The organism is Aeromicrobium sp. Leaf291 (assembly GCF_001423365.1).
Lineage (GTDB): Bacteria > Actinomycetota > Actinomycetes > Propionibacteriales > Nocardioidaceae > Aeromicrobium.
This window is the reverse complement of record NZ_LMNM01000001.1, coordinates 1,590,015-1,611,288: the sequence shown is the minus strand read 5'-3', so window position 1 is coordinate 1,611,288 and position 21,274 is coordinate 1,590,015. Positions and strand designations below refer to the sequence as shown.

Genomic DNA, 21,274 nt, shown 5'->3' with positions numbered 1-21,274 from the left:
CGGTGACCGAGGCACCCGACAAGATCGCGATCGCGATCGTCACGTTCAACCGGTCCGCGTTCCTCGCCGAGCTCCTGCAGAGCGCCGCGGCGATGACGACGCCGGCGTGGCGCATCGTCGTCGTCGACAACGCCAGCACCGACGACACCCAGCAGGTGCTCGCCGACGCCCAGGCCTGGTTCCCCGACGGCGTGCTCGTGAACCGACTGCTCGACACGAACACGGGCGGCTCGGGCGGGTTCAGCGAAGGCACCCGCGTGGCGCTCGAGCTGGGGGCCGACTGGGTGTGGCTCATGGACGACGACGTCGAGATCCTCCCCGACGCGCTCGAGCGCTTCGCCCCCTGGATGGAGCGGTTCGGCTGCATCCACGGCCGGCGCTACGACTTCGACGGCTCACCCTTCTACTGGCAGGCCAAGTTCAACCAGTTCCTCGGCGTCCCGCTCCCCTACAGCGTCAAGGACTTCGACCGCGGCGGCTACGCCGTCACGAACTCGGGCACCTTCGAGGGGATGCTGGTCAGCGCCGACGTCGTGCGCCTCATCGGCCTGCCCGACCCGCGCTTCTTCATCTCCTGGGACGACGCCGCCTACGCCTGGCTGGCCGCCCAGCACACCACGGTCGTGTACGTCGACGAGTTCGTGCTCAAGCGCAAGCGGGAGCAGCAGCAGGTCAACCTGGGCATCCGGCACCTCAACGACGGCTCGCCCCTGTTCCGCTTCCACGTGATCCGCAACCGCGCCTACGTCGGCAAGTACTTCCGCGAGTACGGCAAGCTCAACCGCCTCGGCTTCGGCCTCGGCACCGCGCTGACCCTCGCCAAGGAGGTGTTCCGGCTCGTCGTCGTGCAGCACACCCTCAAGGGTGTCGGCGATCTCGTGCGGGGATTCCGCGCCAACCGGGCGATCTGGCGCGACGACACGTGGCGGCCGATGGACCCGTCCGACGTCCCGCCGGCGCTCCCCCCGGCCACCGAGCCGGAGGTGCGACGATGACCGACCTCGTGGTGGTGGGTGCGGGCTTCTTCGGACTGACGGTCGCCGAGCGCATGGCCGAGCAGGGTCGCCAGGTGCACGTCATCGACCGCCGCGACCACATCGGCGGCAACGCGTACTCCGAGGCCGAGCCGCGGACCGGCATCGAGGTCCACCGGTACGGGGCGCACCTGTTCCACACCTCCAACGAGCGGGTGTGGGAGTACGTCAACCGGTTCACCGCGTTCACGCCCTACCAGCACCGCGTGTACTCCACGTACCGCGACGAGGTGTTCCCGCTGCCCATCAACCTGGGCACCATCAACCAGTTCACCCGCTCGTCGATGACCCCCTCCGAGGCGCGCGCCTGGGTGGTCGAGCACGCCGCCCGGCAGACCGGGACCCCGGCGAACCTCGAGGAGAAGGCGATCAGCCTGATCGGCGAGCCGCTGTACGAGGCGTTCATCAAGGGCTACACGGCCAAGCAGTGGCAGACCGACCCCACCGAGCTGGGCGCCGACATCATCAGCCGGCTGCCGGTCCGGTACACCTACGACAACCGGTACTTCAACGACACCCACGAGGGTCTGCCGGTCGACGGGTACACGGCCTGGCTGGAGCGGATGGCCGACCACCCGAACATCACGGTCACCCTCGACGTCGACTTCCTCGATCCCGCGTCGGTCGTCTCCAAGGACGCCACGGTCGGCCAGGTGCCGGTCGTCTACACCGGCCCCGTCGACCGCTACTTCGACGACGCGCACGGTCCGCTGTCGTGGCGCACCCTCGACTTCGAGACCGAGGTGCTCGGCGTCGGGGACTTCCAGGGCACGTCGGTGATGAACTACGCCGACGACGACGTCCCGTACACGCGCATCCTGGAGTTCCGGCACTTCCACCCCGAGCGCACGCACTACCCCGACGACGCCACGGTGATCGTCCGGGAGTTCTCGCGGTTCGCCGACGGCGCCACCGACGAGCCGTACTACCCGGTCAACACGCCCGCCGACCGCGAACGTCTCCTCGCCTACCGCGCCCTCATGGCCGACGAGCCCGACGTGCACTTCGGTGGCCGACTGGGCACCTACCAGTACCTCGACATGCACATGGCCATCGGCTCGGCGCTGTCGATGGTCGACAACGCGCTGACCCGATGACCCCCGCACGAACGCCGGGGCCCAGGTGAGCGGCGCACGGGCGGGTCTCGCGGTCCGCGTGCGGCTCTGGCTGATCGGCCGGATCCGACGCTCCCGGTTCCTGCCCACCGGCATGCCCGACAAGCGGGTCGACGTCGCCGCGCTCGAGCAGCCGCTCGCCGCAGACGTGATCGTCTTCCACCCCACGGGCCAGGACACGCTTTACCAGCTGCTGCCGTGGCTCCCGGCGTTCCGTGCCCTCGGCACCACGCACCCGGTCACCATCGTGTTCCGCGACTCCCGCACGGCCGCAGCCGTGCGCACCGCGCTGGCCGAGAGCGGCGACGACGCCGGCGTGACGTGCCTGACGCTCGCCACCTACGGGCAGCTGGACGCCATCCTGAGCCGCAGCCGGGTGCGGCTCGCGCTCTACGTGAACCACGACCCGATCAACTTCGAGTGCCTGCGCTTCACCTCGCTCGCCCACGTCTACCTCGGCCACGGCGACAGCGACAAGGGCGTGTCGGTCTCGAACCAGGTCAAGGCCTACGACCACTGCTTCCTCGCCGGCCGAGCCGCGCTGGAGCGCACGGCCACGCACGTGATGGATTACGACGCCGAGGAGCGCAGCATCCTCATCGGCCAGCCACAGCTCGACGGCTCCCCCGACGTGGTGCCGGCGCCGGACCCGGCCGGGCGACCCACCGTGCTGTACGCCCCCACGTGGGAGGCCTCGCAGCCGTCGGTGTCGTACGGATCGGTCGACGCCCTGGGCCTCGAGCTCGTCCGGGCCCTGCAGCCGACCTACCGCGTCGTCTACCGTCCGCACCCCCTCAACGGCGTGGTGCGGGCCGAGTACGGCGCGGCCGACGCCGCGGTCCGCGAGGCGGCCGACCGGGTCGACCTGCGCGTCCCGCTCGAGCAGTCCTTCGCCGACGCCGACCTGCTCGTCACCGACGTGTCGGCGGTGCCCCTCAACTGGCTCCCCACCGGCAAGCCGATGCTCGTGACCGTGCCGGGGGTGCCGACGCCGGCGAGCCGCATGCTGGAGCTGCTACCCCGCGTCCGCCGCGGCGACGACCACGCCGCCCTCGTGGCGCACCAACTGGCGGACGACCCCACCCGCCAGGCGCGGACGGCCCTCGTGTCCCACTACCTGACCGACGTCACCCCGGGCGCTGCCACGCAGAGGTTCGTCGACGCGTGCGAGCAGGTCATGGCCCGACGCGACCGGCTCTGGGCCGAGAAGCAGGCCCTGGGCGCCACCGGCCCGTAGCGCGGGCGCGCTCAGCGGGCGAGGCCGACGCGACGCAGCAGGCGGGTCAGGTGCCACCGGCGACGGTTCACCCACTGCGCGGCCACGAGGAAGCGACGCTCCAGCTCGCGCAGCCGCCCCGGGTTCTCGGGGCTGAACGCGAAGTGGCGGTACATGAGCCGCCGCAGCCGGTTCATCCAGCCGGCCGGGACCTCCCGGTACGGCAGCAGGCCGAGCGTCGACCGCTGGTCGAGCAGCTCCTCCACCCGCGCGACCCACGTGTCGTCGTCGGGGTCGTGGAAGTAGTTGTCCGCGAGCCACGCCGGGTCGGGGTGGCGGAAGCGTCCGGCCACCAGCTCGTCCGAGCCGACCAGCAGGCCGCTGCCCTTCAGCACGACGTTGATCTGCGCGGCGCCCACCCCGTAGTCGTCGAGGGCGATGACCGGGACGTCCGCGGCGACGGCCTCGAGCACCGCGGTGGAGCTCACGGTCACCAGACCCACGGCCCGGCGGAGCTGGGCGCGCATGGAGCCGCTCTCCACCACCAGGTTGCCCGGGAGGTCGTCACCTGCGGCCACCCGCTCGGCCATCAGGTCGGGGTAGGAGTCCTGCTCGTGGTGGGTCTGGGACTCGCCCTCCTGCGCCCGGACCTTCACCACCACCTCGAGGTGCGGATGGGCACGAGCGGTCTCCACGAGCCGGTCCAGCAGGTGCGCACGGTCACGGCGGCCCGACGGGACCTGGGCCTGGGCGGCGAAGACGATGCGGTCCCGCGGCACCTCCGACGGGTCCGCGCGCATGGCGTCCGCGCCCGCGACGACCGGGACACGGTCGATGAAGGGCATGGTCGCCAGCTCGAAGCCCAGCGGCACGGCCAGACGTCGGCTCGCGATGGCGAACTCGCGCAGCTCGCGTCTGCTGTGCACGACGAACACGTCGACCGAGCGCCGGAACCCCAGCCCGTAGGGCAGCACGGGCACGGCGATGCCGGCGAGCCCGCTCACCAGCACCGGTCGATCGGGCGTGTTCGCGACCAGGGAGACGGTGGCCTGCACCGTGTAGCCGCGGGCGGCGAGCAGCAGCACGTCGGGGCGCCACCGCTCGAGCAGCCGCTTCAGGTCCCCCAGCCCGACCACCTCGACGGTGTCGTCCTCGAACCGGGTGCCCTCCAGCGCGTCCGTCAGCTGACGCGGGCTGGGCAGGGCGCTGCTGCGCGCGACGACGAGCAGCGCCCCCCAGTCCTTCGGCAGCCGTCCTGCGAGGGCGGCGCCGTACTTGACGTAGGAGTCCGAGTCGGTGACGACCAGGACCCTGGGCCGCGGACGGTCGTCGACGTCCGCGGCCGTGCCGTCGGTGTGGGGGCGGGACCCCGTCACGCACCCACCGTCGACGTGTCCCGACGCAGTCGCTGCATCGGCTTGTGCTCACCGGGCATGACCCGCTTCACGCCGTCGCCCATGGCCTTCTCGAGCACGCGGATGTCGCGCGTCAGGCTCATGAAGCCGTGCGGCTCCAGGCTGGCGGCCTGGTCCGAGCCCCACATCGTGCGGTCGAGCGTGATGTGCCGCTCGACCGCCACGGCACCGAGCGCCACCGCGGCGAGCGAGATCTGCAGGCCGCGCTCGTGGCCCGAGTAGCCGACCGGGACGCCGTAGCGCTCCGCGAGCACCGGGATGGTGCGCAGGTTGGCCTCCTCCGGGGGGAGGGGGTAGGTCGACGTGGCGTGCAGGACGATCAGCTTCTCCGTGCCGAGGATCTCCACGGCCGCGTCGATCTGCTCCAGCGTGCTCATGCCGGTCGACAGGATGATCGGCTTGCCGGTCGAGGCCAGCTCGCGCAGCAGCTCGTGGTCGGTCACCGAGGCCGAGGCGACCTTGTGCGTCGAGACGCCCATGTCCTCGAGGAACTGCACCGAGGGGACGTCCCACGGCGAGGCGAACCAGTCGACGCCCTGCGCCGCGGCGTGGGCCGCGATCTCGGTGTACTGCTCGGTCTCGAACTCGACCTTGTAGCGGTACTCGAGGTAGCTCATCTCGCCCCACGGCGTCTCGCGACGCGTGTGCTTCATGTCCTCGGGCGTCGCGATGTCGGGGGTGCGCTTCTGGAACTTGACCGCCTGCGCACCCGCGAGGGCAGCCACGTCGATGAGCTTCTTGGCGACGGCGACGTCGCCGTTGTGGTTGATGCCGATCTCTCCGATGACGTACGTCGGGCGGTGACGCCCCACGATCTCCTCACCGATCTGTACCCATTCACTCATGGTCGGGCCCTTCTTCTCCGTGGATGTTCGGATGGTCCTGCGTGATGCGATCGTGCGGGTCGGCGAGCACGCGGTCGGCGAGCTCGCGGACGGCTCCGTCGCCACCTCGGCGGCGGAGCACGTAGGGGGCCGCCACGCGGGCGGCGGAGTGGGCGCCGGCGGGCACGACCGGCCAGCCGACGGCGCGCAGGCACTCGACGTCGTTGACGTCGTTGCCGAGGTAGGCGACGTCGGCGAGCGGGATGTCCAGGTCGCGCGCCCAGGCGGTGAGGGCGGCGATCTTGTCGGTGCACCCGGTCACCGCGTCGACACCGAGCTTCTCGGCCCGGGCGCGGACGACCGGGTTGGTCTCGGTGGACAGCACCAGCACCGGGATCCCGGCCTCGCGCAGGCGTCCGATGCCCAGGCCGTCCGAACGGCTGACCACCACGGACTCGACGCCGTGGGAGTCCAGACGGAGGCTGTCGTCGGTGTGCACGCCGTCGAAGTCCGTCACGACGGCGCGCGCACGCAGCGGGCACGACGCCGGGTCGCTGTTCTCGGCCTCGCGCCTCGTGAACAGCTCCTCGGCCAGTCGCAGGTCGTGCTCGGTGTCGATCTCGAGCGCGTCGCGCGGGGAGACCTCCACCATCTCGAGGCGGCCGAAGAACCGGTGCCCGTGCTCGAGGAACCCGTGGGTCCGCATGGCGTAGAAGGCACCCGTCTCGGTGAACTCCGGGGCCCGGTCCTGGCGACGCTGGCGGCGACGCTTGTCGTGGTTCACGCCCTCGGGGCCGTCGGGCCCGAGCCGCCACACGTGCTGCTCGGTGCGGACCACGCTGAAGGCCACGTCCGAGCCACCGGTCGTCACGCAGGCCACGGCGCGGTCGACGTCGTCGGGGTCGATGAAGGGGCTGGTCGCCTGGACGAAGACCGTGACCTCGGGGACGGCGCCACGGGTGCCGAGAGCAGCGAGGGCGTGGCGCAGGGCCGACTCCGAGGACGCCTCGTCGCCGGCCAGCCGCGCCGGACGGTCGATCACGAGCGCGCCGGCCGCGCGGGCGGCGTAGGCGATCTCGTGGTCGTCGGTGGAGACGACCACCTGGTCGACCGACGACACGGCACGCAGCGACCGGACGGCACGCACGACCAGCGGCTCGCCACCGAGGGGCCGCAGGTTCTTTCGCGGCACACCCTTGGAGCCACCGCGTGCGGGGATCACGGCCACCACGCCGCCGCGGCGCACGGCGGGACGCGACGAGGACGGGGTGGGGAGCGTCCCGACGCCGACGGACGTCGGGTCGAGGTTGCGCTCGAGGAGCTCGGTCATGTCGGTGACGCTAGGGAGGCCGTCCGTCCGTCAGGTGAACGCCACGGCACCCGCCGACGAACGTCGATCGACCACCTCGAGGGGTCCGTGGGCCACGAGTCGAACCGTGGACCAACAGTGGGTGAACCACCCCGCGCCACGGCTGGATCGCGCGAGGATCGTGGCTACCGTGGCGCCGTGAACGCCATGGAGCAGACCCGCCGGACGAGCCCGGCCGCCGCCACGACCGCCCGTGCGGAGGCGCCGGTGCGCGTGGTGGCGATCGCCGGGTTCGACTCGCAGCTCAAGTGGTCCGTGGGCATCTGCCGCGAGCTGGAGAGCCGCGGCGCGCAGGTCGAGGTGCTGGCGCCGCGAGGTCGCAGCGCGCTCTCGGACCAGCAGGTCCGCGACGTCGGCTTCAGCGCGGTGCGCACGGTCGACTGGGACGACGTCGTCGAGGCGGCCGCCGCCGCGGACGTGGTGGTCTGTGCGCTGGCGGGACCGCTGGTCCGGCGGCTCACCATCGCGTTGGCCGAGCGCCCCCTGCAGCCCGGTCCGGTCGTCGTCGCCGGCTGGGTCGGGATCATCATCGAGAAGATCACGGCCGGCTACCTCGACCGCTGCGGCGCGGACGTCGTGGCGGTGAACGCTCGGCACGAGCTCGACCAGTTCCGCTTCACCGCCCAGCGGCTCGCCGTCCCGGACGAGAACCTCGTGCTGAGCGGCCTGCCCTTCCTCTCGTCGCGGCCTCGGCCCCAGCGGGACACGCCGGTGCGGACGGTGCTGTTCGCCGACCAGCCCACGGTGCCGTCCGGCGCCGGGGACCGCAGCTACCTGTACCGCCGGCTCGTCGAGCACGCCCGTCGACACCCGGACCGCGAGGTCCTGCTCAAGCCGCGACACCGCCTCGGCGAGGACACCTTCCACCGGATGCACCACCACCCGGAGCAGCTGCTGGCCGACGTCGACCTGCCGCCGAACTTCCGGATCGTCTACACCTCCATCCCCGAGCTGCTCCCCCGGACCGACCTGCTGCTCACGGTCTCCTCGACCGCGTGCCTCGAGGCGGTCGACGCGGGCTGTCGCGTCGCCCTGGTGCTGGACCTGGGCGTGCACGAGCGGCTGGGCAACCACGTCTTCCTCGACAGCGACCTGCTGCGCACGTTCGACCAGATCGACGACGACGACCTCGGCACGCCCGCCGCGGCCTGGGTCGACAGCTACTTCGGTGGCCGCACCTCGTCCTCGGCCGGCACGATCGTGGACCGGGTCGAGAAGCTGCTGGCCAGTGGCGAGCGGCCCTCGCGCCTGGTCCGCTCGTCACCGTACTTCCGCGCGGCCGTCGAGCTCGAGACGGCACGTGCCGCCGGGTCGCTCACCCGGGCACCGGGCCCGTGGGCACGGCGTCGCCACCGGTACGGCGTCGTCCGGGGCACCGTGGTGCACGCCGGCACCCAGCTGCTCCCGCCGGCCCTCATGCGGCCCGTGCGGCACCTCTACCGGCGCGCCCTGGGTCGGGTCTGAGCCTCAGCTGCCGCCGCCGATGGCGGCCGGACCGTCCTCGCGACGGATGTCGATGATGTGCCCGGTCTGCGGCGACAGGAGCACGTCGAGCGACCGCAGGGCGACGACCTCGGACTCCAGCAGGGTGCCCTCGGGCTCGGCCCCGAAGGCCTTGGTGCGCATGGGCGTGCCGGTGCGCTCGGGGTTCACGCAGTTCACCCGCACCTCACCGGCCCACTCGTCCGCGAGGGCCTGGGTGAGGTTCACCGTGGCGGCCTTGGCCGAGGAGTACAGGGAGTAGCCCTTGCGGCCGCGCGTGTACGACGACGACGTGAACAGCAGCAGCGAGCCGTGGTGCTTGGCCAGGTGCGGGTAGAACTCCTGGGCGATGAAGATGGGGGCGAGGTAGTTGATCTCGGTGGCGGCCCAGATGGTCTCCTCCGACGTCTCGGCGAGGTCGCCGATCGGCAGGACGCCGGCGGTGTTGACCACGAGGTCGATCCGGCCCGACTCGGCCAGCACCTTCTTCGCGGCCGCGGCGACGTCCTCACGACGGTCGACGTGGGTGTTCGTCGAGGACCGGGAGAACGTGTGCACCGTGGCGCCGTGCGTACGCGCCAGCGCGGCGATGTCGCCACCGATGCCGTAGGAGCCGCCGAAGACGACCATGACCTTCCCCGCCAGCGCCTCGCGGTACTGGTTCTCGTCGAGCTCGTCGGGCGCGTCGGCCGAGGCCAGCTGGAACAGCTTGTCGGCGATGTAGACGTCGATCGGCTCGGTGACCTTCATGTTGCGCTCGTGCCCGGCGACGACGGTGATCGGCACCTCCGGCAGGTAGCGCAGCACCACGGTGCAGTCGTCGGTGGCCGTGAAGTCGGGGTCCTGCCAGGCACGGTCGTAGGCGCGGCGGATGACGGAGGACCGGAAGGCCTGGGGCGTCTGGCCGCGGCGCAGCAGGTGGCGCGGGAGGACGTCCTCGATGCAGCCCGAGGTCGCGTCGACCTGCACCACGGTGTCGGCCGACGGGATGGCGGTGTCGACCGCCTCGTACTCCTGCAGGGCTGCCACGCAGTCGTCGATGATCGTCTGGGAGACGAGCGGGCGGACCGCGTCGTGGAACAGCACGTTGCACTCGTCGTCGCCCAGCGCGGCCAGCGCGCGGCTGGTGGTCTCGTTGCGGGTCTCGCCGCCCTCGAGGATCTGGGTCACCTTGTCGTAGCCGCCCGCGTCGACGATGGCGCGCACCGGGTCGAGGTGGCCGGGCGTCATGAGGATGACGATCTCGTCGATGTTCCTCGACGCCTGGAAGGCGGCGACGGTGTGCTCGAGGATCGTCTTCCCGGCGATCTTGATGAGCTGCTTGGGGATGGAGAGCCCCACCCGGGTCCCGGTTCCACCGGCGAGGATCACGGCCACGTTGCGCAGTTCGGTCACCCGAGGAAGGGTACCTGCGTTCATGTCGGCGTCGCCCACCGTCCTCCTGCCGCTCGCTCCGCTGCGCCAGGCTGGCCGCCATGAGCGTGCGTGCCCTCGTCCTGGCGGACACCGACTCCTACGTGAAGTGGGGTGCGACGCTCGCCGCGACCACGCCGTGGACGTCGCGCCTCGCCGTGCTCGACGGCCACGCCGCACCGAGCCGACGCCAGGTCGCCGACGCGGTCGCCGGCTCGGGGTTCGACGTCGAGCAGGTCACCTGGACCGACGCCGACGCCCTGCGCGAGCTGCTCACGGCCTGGCGCCCGGACGTGCTGGTCCTCGCCGTCCGCGCCCACGCCGTGCCACCGGTGCTGCGTCTGCTCGACGACGCCCCTGGCCGGCCGGTCGTGCTCACGGGCGTGGCCGGCGTCTGCGTCCCGGTGCAGTGGTACGACGTGAACCTGCGCCGCGGCGCCGACGTCTTCGTCGTGCACTCGCGCCGCGAGCGACGCGACCTGGTGGCGGTCGCCGCCCGGCACGACGTGCCGCACCGGGTGGCGCTGGCGACGCTGCCGTTCCTGCGCGTGGCCGCGCGCCGTCCGGTCGAGGTCGGGGCCGGTCGTGGCGCCGTGGCCGCGCCGCCCGCACCCGACGGGCCGGTGGTCTTCGCACCTCAGTCGCTCGTGCCGCACGACGACGCCGGGCGCGAGAGGGTCCTGCGCGGGCTCGCCACCGCCGTGAGGCCGGGGCGCGAGGTGCACGTGAAGGTGCGCTCGCGGGCCGGCGAGGTCGAGGCGCACCGCGGAGCCGGCGACTACGCCGCACTGCTCGCACGCCTGCACGCCGACGGCGCCACGCCTGAGGGACTGCGCGTGGTCGACGGCCCCATGAGCCAGCACCTGCGCGGCGCCTCGGGCTTCGTCACGGTCGGCTCCTCGGCGGCGCTCGAGGCCGTGGCCGCAGGCGTCCCCGCCGTCGTGCTCACCGACCTGGGCGTGGACGACGCTCACCTCAACAGCGTGTTCGTGGGGAGCGGGCTGCTGGGCACGCTCGCCGACGTCGCGCACGGTCGCTTCCGGAGCGTGGACCGCGGCTGGGCGCACGACAACTACTTCCACGACCCCGCTGCCGACGACTGGCAGACCCAGGTCGAGCACCTCCTGGCCGAGCGGGCCCGGCACGGGCTCCCTGCGCCCGCCCGCGTGCCCACCACGCTCGGCAACCGGGTGCGGGGCGTCTACTACCGGCTGGACGCCCTCGCGCCGTGGCGCGGCACGGCGCTCGAGCCGCTCGAGCGCCTGCTCCTGGCCGCGGCCCGCCGGCTCAACCGCGCCGTGCTGCACCTGCGCTGAGTGGCCTTGGGGGCCGCGAGGGTGGCGGGAGGTAGGTGGCGCGCGCTTCCCGCGGAGCAGCGGTAGGTGGCACGCGGATACGAGCCCGCTTTCCGCGCGCCGCCTACCTCCGAGTTCCGGGATACGCGCCACCTACCGCCCACCCAGGCCGCAGCCCGAGAGCCGAACCATCGACGTCGCCGCCGCCCGGTCGAAGGCCCTTTCGGAGGCCACACCCAGCGCGAGCCGCAGCATCGCACCGGCAAGGTCGCGCGCCCCCAGCTGCAGCGCACCAGCAGGCCGCGACGGCCCCCTCAGCCGCCGGGCCGGATGATCGCCTCGTTCTGGCTGCTCTTCCAGCGCCGGAAGCCCTCCTCGGTCTCGCCCCGACGCCAGTACGCGGAGACCGAGAGGTCGGCCCGCTCCACCCGCTCGCGCACGTAGGGGCGCACGGTCTTGAGCAGACCTGACTCGCCGTGGACGAAGGCCTGGACACGGCCCTCGGGCCAGTCCCACGCGCGGACCGCGTCGTCGAGGAGCGAGGTGCTGCCGGCCGGGGCATCGCCGCGGTGCAGCCAGTGCACCGTGACCTCCCCAGCCGTGGGCAGGTCGATCTCGTCGCGGGCGTCGTCGACCTCGCAGAACAGCGTGGCCCGCGCACCCTCGGGCAGGTGCTCCAGCGTCACGGCCAGGGCAGGCAGGGCCGACTCGTCACCCACGAGCAGGTGGTGGTCGACGTCCTCGCGCGGCGAGTAGGCACCGCCGGGTCCGCGCACGTGGATCGTGGCCCCCGGTCGCACCTGCGCCGCCCACGGCCCGGCCACGCCCTCGTCGCCGTGCACGACGACGTCGACCCAGAGCTCGCGGGCCTCGAGGTCCAGGCGTCGCACCGTGTAGGTGCGCAGCACCGGCCACACCTCGTTCGGCAACGTCGCCCTGACGTCGTCGAGGTCGAGCGGATCGGGGTAGTCGACGCCGTCGGCCAGGAACACCAGCTTGACGTAGGAGTCGGCCCAGCCGGACCAGCGTCCGGCGAGCTCGTCGAAGCCCCGGGCGACCTCACCGTCACCGAGCACCAGCCGCTTCAGGTGGGGCGTGACCTCCCGGACGTCGAGCACGGTCAGGTGAGCGGGGCGCGACGTCGACACGATGGGTAGCCTAACCAGGTGAGCCACGAGACCCCGACGACCGCAGCCACCCCCTCCTCCGATGGCCCCACTCCCCATGGCACACGGCCTGCCATCGACACCGCCGCCTTCGACCCAGGCGTCCGCCCTCAGGACGACCTCTTCCGGCACGTGAACGGTCCGTGGCTCCGGGACGCGGCGATCGAGCCGGACCGCGCCACCGCCGGAGCGTTCGTGACCCTCGTCGACGAGGCCGAGAAGACCGTCCGGGGCATCGTCGAGGGCTGTCGCGACGCTCTCGACGGCGCCGGCCAGGACGGCGTCGACCACGATGGGGACTCCCGCAAGATCGGCGAGCTCTACGCCAGCTTCATGGACACCGACCGGATCAACGCCCTCGGCACCGAGCCGCTGCAGGAGGACTTCGCCCTGGTCGACGGGATCGCCGACGTCCCGACCTTCGTCCACGTGCTCGGGCGGCTCGAACGGTCCGGCGTCGGGAGCGTGCTGGGCATGTACATCGCTCCCGACCGCGGCAACCCCGACCGCTACGTCACGCACCTGGTGCAGAGCGGCATCGGCCTGCCCGACGAGTCCTACTACTCCGACGACGACTTCGCCGAGGTGCGCGAGGCCTACCTCTCCCACCTCGAGACGATGTTCACGCTCAGCGGGTTCGAGTCGCCGGCGGAGCGCGCGGCGCGGGTGCTCGACCTCGAGACCGCCATCGCGTCCCACCACTGGGACCGGGTGGCCTGCCGCGACGCGCAGAAGACCTACAACCTCATGGACCTCGACGCGCTGCAGACGCTGGTCGGTCCCCTGGACCTCGCCACGTGGTCCCAGGCCGCCGGCATCGGACGCGACGTGCTCGCGGAGGTCGTCGTGTCGCAGCCGTCGTTCCTCGAGGGCGTCGCCGGGCTCGTCACGGCCGACCGGCTGCCCGCCTGGCGCGACTGGCTGCGCTGGCAGGTCCTGCACGCCGCCGCGCCGTACCTGCCCGCGGCCTTCGTCGAGGAGAACTTCTCCTTCTACGGACGCACGCTGAGCGGGACCGACGAGCTGCGCCCGCGCTGGAAGCGTGGCGTCGGCTTCGTCGAGTCGGCCATGGGTGAGGCGATCGGCAAGATCTACGTCCGCACCGAGTACCCGCCGACGTCCAAGGACCGCATGGACGACCTCATCGAGCACCTCGTCGAGGCGTACCGGCGCAGCATCACCGCCCTGCCCTGGATGAGTGACACCACGAAGGCCGAGGCTCTCGAGAAGCTCGCGGCCTTCACCCCGAAGGTCGGCCACCCCGACGCCTTCAAGGACTACTCGGCGCTCGAGACCGACCCGACCGACCTGCTGGGCAACGCCCGACGTGGGCTGTCGGTGGCGATGGACCGCGAGCTGGCCAAGATCGGGCGACCGATCGACCGCGACGAGTGGTACATGACGCCGCAGACCGTGAACGCGTACTACAACCCCACCATGAACGAGATCGTCTTCCCTGCGGCCATCCTGCAGCCGCCGTTCTTCCACGCCGACGCCGACGACGCCGTCAACTACGGCGCCATCGGCGCGGTGATCGGGCACGAGATCGGGCACGGGTTCGACGACCAGGGCAGCCACTTCGACGGCACGGGGGCCCTGCGCAACTGGTGGACCGACGACGACCGGGTGGCCTTCGAGAAGCTCACGGCCGCCCTCGTCGAGCAGTACGCGGCGCTGTCGCCCGAGGGTGCCGACGGGCACACCGTCAACGGCGAGCTCACGATCGGCGAGAACATCGGCGACCTGGGTGGTCTCGGCATCGCCTACCAGGCGTACCGGATCGCCACCGGCGGTGAGGCACCCACGATCGACGGGCTGACGGGTGACCAGCGGTTCTTCATCTCGTGGGCCCAGGCCTGGCAGGCCAAGGTGCGACCGGCCGAGACGGTCCGCCGCCTCACCGTCGACCCGCACTCGCCGCCGGAGTTCCGCTGCAACCAGGTTGTGCGCAACATCGACGCCTTCCACGAGGCGTTCGGCGTCACGCCCGACGACGAGCTGTGGCTCGCGCCCGAGGACCGTGTGACCATCTGGGCGTCGTGACCGAGCAGGCGCGCCTGCAGCGCCGGATCCTGCGGACCCTCGTGGCCGTGCAGGTGGTCGGCGGCGTCGGCAACGGAGCCGGTCTGGCCGTGGGCGTGCTGCTCCTGCGGGAGGTCTCCGGCTCGTCGGGCTGGGCCGGGATGTCGACGGTCATGCTCACCCTGGGTGCGGCGCTCGCGACCGTCCCGCTCGCGACGCTGGCGGTCCGTGCCGGGCGCAGGCCGGCCCTGGCCACCGGCTGGTTCCTCGGTGCGGTCGGGGCCGCCGTGGTGGTGCTCGGTGCCGACGCCGACAGCCTGCCGCTCGTCCTGGTCGGACTGTTCCTCTGCGGTGTCAGCACGGCCTCCAACCTGCAGTCGCGCTTCGCGGCGGTCGACCGCGCCGAGCCGCGGCACGTCGGACGGTCCCTCGCGCTCGTCACGTGGGCCACGACCGTCGGCGCCGTGCTCGGGCCCAACCTGATCGGGCCGGGCACCACCACGGCTCGGGCCCTCGGCGTGCCCGACCTCGCCGGTCCCCTCGTCTTCTCGTGCGTGGCCTTCGCGGTGGCCGGCACCGTGGTCCTCGTGCTCCTGCGGCCCGACCCGCTGCCGCCGGCCCGGCGCGGCGGGATCGACGTCCCGGTGCCCCGGGTCCGCGCCGCCCTGCCGCACGTGCGGGGCGAGACGCGCACGGCCGTGGTCACCATCGCGCTCGCCCACGCCGTGATGGTGTCCGTCATGGCCCTCACCCCGGTCCACATGCAGGACCACGGTGCCGGGGTGGAGGTGATCGGATTGACCATCAGCCTGCACATCGCCGGCATGTACGCACTGTCACCGGTCATGGGGTGGCTGGCGGACCGCTGGGGTCCGGCTCGCACCATCCTCGCCGGTCAGCTCGTGCTGGTCGCCGCCGTCGTGGTCGCCGGGACGTCCGGTACCTCGGAGGTGCGGATCACGGTCGGCCTGGTGCTCCTGGGCCTGGGCTGGTCGGCCGCCACCATCGCCGGGGCGGCGCTGCTCACCCGGTCCACCGATCCCGCGGTGCGCCCGCTGGTGCAGGGGCTCGGCGACCTGACGATGAACTTGGCCGGGGCCGCGGGAGGCCTCCTGGCGGGCGTGCTCGTGGCGTGGCAGGGCTTCGGCACGCTCAACGCGGCCGCCGGCACGCTCGTGGTGCCCGTCGTGCTGCTGGTGGTCGCCGGACGGCGGGCCGCCCAGCAGGTCAGCGTCGGAACACGCTGAAGCGAATCCGGTCGACGACGCTCAGGACGCGGTCGTACCACCAGTCGGCCACGCGGTCGGCCACCGCGTAGCGGGCGTCCGCCGTCCGGTCCAGGACGGGCCAGAACAGGTCCGCCACGCGCTCCCCCAGCTCGGCCCACCGGTCGTCGCTCACGAACAGCCCCGTCACCGCGATGACCGCCAGCGACGACCACGGCGTGCCGAGCACCACGGCGAAGAGCAGGTTGACGACGATCGCGACGGTCGCCACCAGGTCGCGGCTCCCCCGCCGCAGCAGCATCGGTGCGAAGAACAGCTGCACGCCGAGCACGGTCCACGTGAGGACCGCCAGGAGGACGTCACCGTTGGAGATGAGGTCCGAGAGCCACGGGAACGGTCGGAACTCCGGCAGCTGCAGCGTCGTGTAGAGGGCGGTGCCGTCCTGCCAGGCGGGCTGGGAGACCTTGTCGAGGCCGCCGGCGAAGTACGCGAGGATCGTCTGGGTGCCCAGGCCCACCAGGCCGACGTTGTGCATCCCGGTGCGCAGCCACTCAGGCGCGACGTCGTCGCTGTCGCGCGGCTCGACCCGGTTCGCGTCGAGCGACCAGACCTCGGAGGTCCGCATGAGCAGCATCCACAGCAGCGCGAGCCGGACGAGGTTGTCGCCGATCGACCCCAGCACCGGGTTCTGCGCGGTGACGGCGATGAACCCGACGAGCACCACGATGGTCATCGCCTTGGCGTGCCATCCCAGCACGAGTCCCACGGCCCCCAGGATCACCGCCACGTAGATGGCGGTGAGCAGGTCACCGCTCACCCCGTCGAGCAGCGCGATCTCGGGGAACCGACTCACGGCGCGGGCGGGCTCGGCCCACGCGGAGGCGTCGCCGACCCACACCTGTCGGGTGGAGAAGTTCGTCAGCAGCAGCCCCAGCACGCACAGGCCGATGAGGATCCGTGCTGCCGCCACGGCGTGCAGGGCGTGGCGCTCCGACGTGAGCCACCGCTCCGCCGACCTGCGCGTGCTGCCGATCGCGTCCCTGACGCGCCAGATCGTGCTCATGCGTCCGCCAGGTAGGAGTCGAAAGCGGACTGTGCCTCGGCGGAACCGCGCACCGCACGCCGCCACCCGGCGTCGAACCACTCGAAGTCCACGGCGGTGATCCGTTCGGCGTCGCGCTGCTCGTGCGGCGGCACGATCCGGCGGCCCACCCGGTACTGGACCTGGACGACCCTCTGGTCGGAGTAGGCCTGGGTGTAGAGCGAGGCGAAGCGGGTCACCATCGTGTCGAGGTCCAGGTAGCCGCGCACGGCGTCGGCCGGCACTCCCGCACCCTGCAGGGCCCCGCGCAGCTCCGCGACGGGGCGGCCGGCGTAGGAACCGAGGACGACGCGACGACCGGACGATCCCAGACCGAACATCGCGTTGTTCAGGTTGGTGGCGAGCCGGCGGCCGGCGAGGTGCACGCGCGCGGGGGCGACGTCGTTGCGCGTCCGCGTCAGGTCGGCACGGGTGACGTCGAGCCAGGGGGTCTGTCTCACCTCGTCCTTCCCCACACGCACACGGGCCCGGACCCAGAGCGACTCGTCGACCCGCTGGGAGCTGGGCTCGAGCAGGTCCCACGACTGCCGGAAGTACGGGTCGACGTACCTGGCGAGCAAGGATCCTCCAGCCACCTCGCGGACCGGGCCCGACGGGGCGAGCCACAGGGCGAGCAGCACCGAGTGGACGAGAGCGAGCGAGGCGAGCACCAGGACGAGGGTCGTGCGCCAGTCGTGCCGAGGGACGTCGGCCCGCCGCGATCCGCCACTGCCACCTCCCTCCACCGACATGCCTTCCATCGTAGGTCGTGACAGACGCCTGCCCGGTGACCGAGACCGGTCACCGGGCAGGCGTCGTGCTACGTCGTCAGATCTTCAGACGACGACGCTCGTTGATGAGCACCGCGGCTCCGAAGAGCACCAGGCCGAGACCCAGCAGCCAGAACGGCAGCAGGTTCGGGGCACCGGTGGCCGGCAGCGTGGTCGTGACGTCGGCGTCGGCCTGCGCGTCAGCGTCCGCAGCAGCGTCGGCCTGGGCGTCGGAGTCGGCGTCGGCCACCGCGTCGGCGTCAGCGTCGGCGTCGGCGTCAGCGTCGGCATCGGCGTCGGCGTCGACGTCGGCCTGCGTGTCGGCGTCGTCGGCCTGCGTGGCCAGGGCGTTCGGGCCACAGCTCGTGCGAGCCAGGTCCAGGGCCACGGCCGGGTTGTCGCCGATGCCGAGCGCGGTCAGGCTCAGCGCGGTGACCTCGATCGCCTCGCCGTCGGCGTCGACGACCTGCTTGTTGATCGTGCCGTTCACGACGGGCTGCAGGGCCTCGCCCAGCTGGTTCAGCAGGCTGGTCTCGACGGCGTCGAGGATCGGCGTGACCAGCTGCTGCTGGACCGTGGCGACGAGAGCGGCCAGCGGGCCGAGAACGGCGCCGAGGCTGTCGTTGAGCGACTGCTCGAGCGTGGCGATGATGCCGTCGACCACACCGTTGACCAGGTCCTGGACACCGGGACCGACGAGCGCGGTGTTGGGCTCGCCCGCGCCGAGCTCGACCGGGATGATCACGTCGTTGCCCTCGGGCAGGTCGACGATCAGGTTGATGCTGGCGACCTGCGAGGTGCCGGTGGCGTCGGCGCCGGCCTCGGCGGTGCACTGGCTGGTGACGGCACCGATCTCGGCGCGGACGTCGATGACGCCGGTGACGGCGTCGAGGACGGGGTCGAGCGCGGCCTCCTGGATCGCGGTCAGCAGCGGCGTCAGGGCGGCCTCGAAGAGCGGGCCGGTGACCGGGTCGAGCCCGTCGAGGATCCCGTCGAGGATCGTGCCGGTGTTCACGGCACCGGGCGCGATGTCGGCGCCGATGGTCGAGAGGTCGATCGACGCGAGCGTCGGGATGGCGATGGGCGCGACGGCGGCCGCAGCCTCGGAGGTGCCCCGGTCGCCGTCCAGACCGGTGGAAGCCGTCTGGTCGAAGGCGCTGACGCCCTGCGTCGAGAGGCCGGTGCCGCACAGGCCCGTGCCGTTGCTGGGAGCACCCTCACCGGTCGAGACCGCAGCGCACTCCTGCGAGTCGACGATGCCGGTGATGCCGGAGGCGGTGACGGCGCTGGCGTTGGACTGCGCCACGGTCTCGTCGGCGCCGCTGGCGGAGAAAGAGACCGCGGTCGTGATGAGCAGGGTGCCCAACCCGAGCGCGAGGGTGTTTCTGCCGAGCTTGTTCATGTGGAAAGACTCCCGTGTCGCTGTTGTTGCGGCGCGAGAAGATTATTCCCTCGACGTGTGCCGCGTGCCAGTGACGACCACCACAGGCGGCCGCGGGCAACATCTTACGCAGATCTCAGGCAATCGTGGGTCTTCGGTCCCATCGGGCGGACGCTGAGACGCATCACACACCGATGGACTCGTCCTGCCCGCGAACCTCTCGGCCCCTGCGGTTCCGGGCCGTTCGGGCTCGCCACCAGCGTCCAGCACGCCGCCAGGAAGCGTCGCTCACGAGCATCATGTCGACCGCGATCATGACGAGCGAGAAGTACATGATCCCCATGAACACCCCGATGCCGAGGTGCATGCCGGTGACCACCACGAGGGCCAGGGCTCGCGTGCTGCGGTAGAGCAGCAGCACCGGGAAGAGCAGCTGCACGACGATCGCGGTCCAGGTGGCCAGCAGGACGATCGGCTCCGCGCTGGAGAACGGATGGATGAGGTCGCGCCAGGGCGAGTAGGCCTCGGTCTGCAGTGGGAAGTAGACCGCTCGCCCGCTCATCCACACGTCGCTCTGCACCTTCCACAGCGCCGAGCCGACGTAGACCATGACCACCTGGTGGATGATCAGGACGACCGCCAGGTTGTGCAGCGTCGTCGAGAGCCACGGCGGCACGATCGGTCGGACCGCCCCCCTGCGCCCACGCAGCCAGGCGTCGACGGAGAAGTGCCGGCCCGAGTCGGTGAAGCACGCGTACAGGAGGACCATGCGCAGGATGGCGTCACCCCCGGAGCCGACGAAGGGGTTGCTCACGTACAGCGACATCCACAGGAACAGGGTGAGGACGGCCGCACCGCGGGTCCACAGACCGACCATGAGCAGGAGGCCTGCCACCACGGTGAGCAGGTAGAGGAGGTCGAACGTCAGTCCGTCGGCCTGCTGGAAGATGCCGAGGACTCCCGGCCACGGCTTCGCGTCGCGCACCGACGACGTCCACGCCGCGCCGTCGCCCCACGTGTAGTGCCGATCGGGCCAGTTGACGAGCATCTGCGTCCAGACGATGAGGCCCAGCACGATGCGCGTCACCGCGAGTCCCCGAGTCGCGTGCGGACGGGCCGTGAACCAGTCCCAGGCCCGGTCGAGCCCGCCCCCCACCCCGGCCGCCCTCATCGGTGCGACGCCCAGAAGTCGCGGATCGAGGCCCGCTCGGCCTCGTCGCCACGGAGGGGCTCGCGCCACCCGTTGATCCGCTGACGCACGGCGGGCCGCGCCCGCTCGCGGCTGTCCGCATCTTCGCCGCGAGCCTCCCAGGGCGTGACCCCCTGGCTGCGCGTCGCGTAGCGGACGGCGACCAGCCGGCTGTCCGGTCGCTGTGCCTCGAGTGCCTCGGTGGCGAGCCGGGTGGTGGCACGGTCGTACACGAGGTAGAGATCCACCTGGCTGTCGTCGAGCGCGTCGTCGGAGCCGGCACGCAGGTCCTGGGCGAGGCGCTGCCAGGACACGACGTCCTTCGGGTCCGCCACGTCCGCGACCTCGCGCTGGTCGGTGTCGAGGGTGCCGTACCTCGAGCCGAGCGGACCGTAGAGCTTGTTCGTGACGTAGCCCGCCCGCCCGCCGACGAGCCGGTGGCGCACGAGGTCGAGCTCGACGTCGGTCCAGTCGAGCCAGTCGGTGACCACGAGCTCGCCGTCCTGCTCGTAGGCGCCCTGGAACCGGACGGTGCGGTCGGCCGAGACCGGGTTGGGCGCGAAGAGCCGCCAGTTCTGGGCGAAGTAGGCGCCCAGGTAGGACGTGGCTGGACGCGCGGCCTCGGAGTACGTGTTGGGCGGCAGCGCGGCGAGCGTCACCACGACGAGGTGGCCGGCTGCTGCGACGGCGACCAGGCCGACGACCACCAGACGCCACCACGGCGGGCGCGGTCGCGCGGTCGGCTCCTCTCGCTGCACCTGCACACGGTACTCGGACCCCGGTGTGGATGATGGACTCGTGCGCATCGAGACGGCCTCGCCCCACGACCCCGACGTCGCCGTCCTCCTCGACGAGCACCTCGCGCAGATGCGCGCCACCTCGCCTCCCGGCAGCGTCCACGCGCTTCCGCACGACGCTCTGGCGAGGGACGACGTCGTGCTCGTCGCGGCCAGACGTGCCGGGCCGGACCACGACGGGGACCGGTTGCTGGGCATCGGGGCCCTCAAGCGGCACGCTGGCGGCCTCGGGGAGCTGAAGGCCATGCGCACCACCGAGGATGCACGCGGCGCCGGTGTCGGCGCCGCCGTCCTGGACCATCTGGTCCGGGTCGCGCGTGCGCAGGGGTTGACCCGCGTGAGTCTCGAGACCGGGACCCAGCCCGCGTTCGAGCCGGCCCGCCGGCTCTACGCCCGGCGCGGGTTCGTCGAGTGCGGTCCCTTCGCGTCGTACGTCCTCGACCCGCACAGCGTCTTCATGACGCTCTCGCTCGACTGAG

General features: G+C 72.0%; 18 protein-coding genes. 8 read left to right on the top strand and 10 right to left on the bottom strand.

From position 1 onward, the window contains the following. Positions 1 to 2 precede the first annotated feature (2 nt). The 3 genes from ASF35_RS07975 to ASF35_RS07965 are packed head-to-tail and all read left to right on the top strand — an operon-like array spanning position 3 to position 3,386. Positions 3 to 995: a glycosyltransferase gene (locus tag ASF35_RS07975; RefSeq protein WP_055965218.1), complete on the top strand. Its 993-nt coding sequence runs from the start codon at positions 3 to 5 to the stop codon at positions 993 to 995. Continuing rightward, entirely contained in the window at positions 992 to 2,131 is a 1,140-nt protein-coding gene (glf, locus tag ASF35_RS07970; RefSeq protein ID WP_055966391.1) for a UDP-galactopyranose mutase, read from the top strand. The genes ASF35_RS07975 and glf overlap by 4 nt, the downstream gene beginning before the upstream one ends. Positions 2,132 to 2,156: 25 nt before the next feature. After that, the gene (locus tag ASF35_RS07965) at positions 2,157 to 3,386 is read left to right on the top strand and encodes a CDP-glycerol glycerophosphotransferase family protein (protein WP_055965215.1); all 1,230 of its coding nucleotides are present in this window, start codon (positions 2,157 to 2,159) and stop codon (positions 3,384 to 3,386) included. 11 nt (positions 3,387 to 3,397) lie between these two features. On the opposite strand, the gene ASF35_RS07960 is transcribed toward ASF35_RS07965, so the two are convergent. From ASF35_RS07960 to ASF35_RS07950, 3 genes are read right to left on the bottom strand one after another with little or no spacing between them, the layout of a single operon-like run. After that, complete coding sequence (locus tag ASF35_RS07960; protein WP_055965212.1) at positions 3,398 to 4,741, bottom strand: DUF6716 putative glycosyltransferase; 1,344 nt, start codon at positions 4,739 to 4,741, stop codon at positions 3,398 to 3,400. Further along, on the bottom strand, positions 4,738 to 5,625 hold the full coding sequence (locus tag ASF35_RS07955; protein ID WP_055965209.1) for an N-acetylneuraminate synthase family protein: 888 nt from the start codon (positions 5,623 to 5,625) through the stop codon (positions 4,738 to 4,740). Before ASF35_RS07955 ends, ASF35_RS07960 begins: the two co-directional genes overlap by 4 nt. Next, on the bottom strand, positions 5,618 to 6,934 hold the full coding sequence (locus ASF35_RS07950; protein WP_082480696.1) for an acylneuraminate cytidylyltransferase: 1,317 nt from the start codon (positions 6,932 to 6,934) through the stop codon (positions 5,618 to 5,620). The genes ASF35_RS07955 and ASF35_RS07950 overlap by 8 nt, the downstream gene beginning before the upstream one ends. A gap of 186 nt (positions 6,935 to 7,120) precedes the next feature. On the opposite strand from ASF35_RS07950, the gene ASF35_RS07945 reads away from it, so the two are divergent. Further along, positions 7,121 to 8,437: a DUF6716 putative glycosyltransferase gene (locus ASF35_RS07945; RefSeq protein ID WP_235499135.1), complete on the top strand. Its 1,317-nt coding sequence runs from the start codon at positions 7,121 to 7,123 to the stop codon at positions 8,435 to 8,437. A 3-nt stretch (positions 8,438 to 8,440) separates the two neighbouring features. Here the strand turns inward: ASF35_RS07945 and ASF35_RS07940 are convergent, their stop codons facing one another. Continuing rightward, positions 8,441 to 9,850: a bifunctional cytidylyltransferase/SDR family oxidoreductase gene (locus ASF35_RS07940; protein ID WP_200931733.1), complete on the bottom strand. Its 1,410-nt coding sequence runs from the start codon at positions 9,848 to 9,850 to the stop codon at positions 8,441 to 8,443. A gap of 80 nt (positions 9,851 to 9,930) precedes the next feature. On the opposite strand from ASF35_RS07940, the gene ASF35_RS07935 reads away from it, so the two are divergent. Beyond that, on the top strand, positions 9,931 to 11,184 hold the full coding sequence (locus ASF35_RS07935) for a DUF6716 putative glycosyltransferase (protein ID WP_156367983.1): 1,254 nt from the start codon (positions 9,931 to 9,933) through the stop codon (positions 11,182 to 11,184). Positions 11,185 to 11,477: 293 nt separating this feature from the next. Here ASF35_RS07935 and ASF35_RS07930 read toward each other — a convergent pair whose 3' ends face one another. Further along, entirely contained in the window at positions 11,478 to 12,311 is an 834-nt protein-coding gene (locus ASF35_RS07930; RefSeq protein ID WP_055965203.1) for a siderophore-interacting protein, read from the bottom strand. Positions 12,312 to 12,404: 93 nt separating this feature from the next. Here ASF35_RS07930 and ASF35_RS07925 point away from each other — a divergent pair, with 93 nt between their 5' ends. After that, positions 12,405 to 14,372 carry a M13 family metallopeptidase gene (locus tag ASF35_RS07925; RefSeq protein ID WP_055966375.1) on the top strand — a complete coding sequence of 656 codons (1,968 nt, stop codon included), beginning with the start codon at positions 12,405 to 12,407 and terminating at the stop codon, positions 14,370 to 14,372. Then, positions 14,369 to 15,598 carry an MFS transporter gene (locus ASF35_RS07920; protein WP_200931732.1) on the top strand — a complete coding sequence of 410 codons (1,230 nt, stop codon included), beginning with the start codon at positions 14,369 to 14,371 and terminating at the stop codon, positions 15,596 to 15,598. The genes ASF35_RS07925 and ASF35_RS07920 overlap by 4 nt, the downstream gene beginning before the upstream one ends. On the opposite strand, the gene ASF35_RS07915 is transcribed toward ASF35_RS07920, so the two are convergent. The 5 genes from ASF35_RS07915 to ASF35_RS07895 all read right to left on the bottom strand — a co-directional run bounded on the left by ASF35_RS07915 (position 15,579) and on the right by ASF35_RS07895 (position 20,756). Further along, positions 15,579 to 16,640: an HTTM domain-containing protein gene (locus ASF35_RS07915; RefSeq protein ID WP_055965197.1), complete on the bottom strand. Its 1,062-nt coding sequence runs from the start codon at positions 16,638 to 16,640 to the stop codon at positions 15,579 to 15,581. The two genes, ASF35_RS07920 and ASF35_RS07915, sit on opposite strands and share 20 nt — an antisense overlap. Next, positions 16,637 to 17,410 (bottom strand): DUF5819 family protein, encoded by a 774-nt coding sequence (locus tag ASF35_RS07910; RefSeq protein WP_056555277.1) that lies wholly within the window; start codon positions 17,408 to 17,410, stop codon positions 16,637 to 16,639. Before ASF35_RS07910 ends, ASF35_RS07915 begins: the two co-directional genes overlap by 4 nt. A 76-nt stretch (positions 17,411 to 17,486) precedes the next feature. Beyond that, positions 17,487 to 18,830 (bottom strand): hypothetical protein, encoded by a 1,344-nt coding sequence (locus ASF35_RS07905; protein WP_055965191.1) that lies wholly within the window; start codon positions 18,828 to 18,830, stop codon positions 17,487 to 17,489. Positions 18,831 to 18,993: 163 nt separating this feature from the next. Further along, complete coding sequence (locus tag ASF35_RS07900; protein ID WP_162237348.1) at positions 18,994 to 19,896, bottom strand: HTTM domain-containing protein; 903 nt, start codon at positions 19,894 to 19,896, stop codon at positions 18,994 to 18,996. 80 nt (positions 19,897 to 19,976) lie between these two features. After that, positions 19,977 to 20,756: a DUF5819 family protein gene (locus ASF35_RS07895; protein ID WP_156367982.1), complete on the bottom strand. Its 780-nt coding sequence runs from the start codon at positions 20,754 to 20,756 to the stop codon at positions 19,977 to 19,979. Between the two features lie 40 nt (positions 20,757 to 20,796). On the opposite strand from ASF35_RS07895, the gene ASF35_RS07890 reads away from it, so the two are divergent. Continuing rightward, positions 20,797 to 21,273, top strand: coding sequence for a GNAT family N-acetyltransferase (locus tag ASF35_RS07890; protein WP_235493004.1), 477 nt, complete (start codon positions 20,797 to 20,799; stop codon positions 21,271 to 21,273). Position 21,274: the final 1 nt, after the last annotated feature.

Bases quoted from the DNA above. Each gene is read 5' to 3' on its own strand.
- glf (WP_055966391.1), top strand. From the start codon at position 992: ATGACCGACCTCGTGGTGGTGGGTGCGGGCTTCTTCGGACTGACGGTC.
- ASF35_RS07955 (WP_055965209.1), bottom strand. From the start codon at position 5,625: ATGAGTGAATGGGTACAGATCGGTGAGGAGATCGTGGGGCGTCACCGC.
- ASF35_RS07950 (WP_082480696.1), bottom strand. From the start codon at position 6,934: ATGACCGAGCTCCTCGAGCGCAACCTCGACCCGACGTCCGTCGGCGTC.
- ASF35_RS07945 (WP_235499135.1), top strand. From the start codon at position 7,121: ATGGAGCAGACCCGCCGGACGAGCCCGGCCGCCGCCACGACCGCCCGT.
- ASF35_RS07935 (WP_156367983.1), top strand. From the start codon at position 9,931: ATGAGCGTGCGTGCCCTCGTCCTGGCGGACACCGACTCCTACGTGAAG.
- ASF35_RS07915 (WP_055965197.1), bottom strand. From the start codon at position 16,640: ATGAGCACGATCTGGCGCGTCAGGGACGCGATCGGCAGCACGCGCAGG.
- ASF35_RS07910 (WP_056555277.1), bottom strand. From the start codon at position 17,410: ATGTCGGTGGAGGGAGGTGGCAGTGGCGGATCGCGGCGGGCCGACGTC.
- ASF35_RS07905 (WP_055965191.1), bottom strand. From the start codon at position 18,830: ATGAACAAGCTCGGCAGAAACACCCTCGCGCTCGGGTTGGGCACCCTG.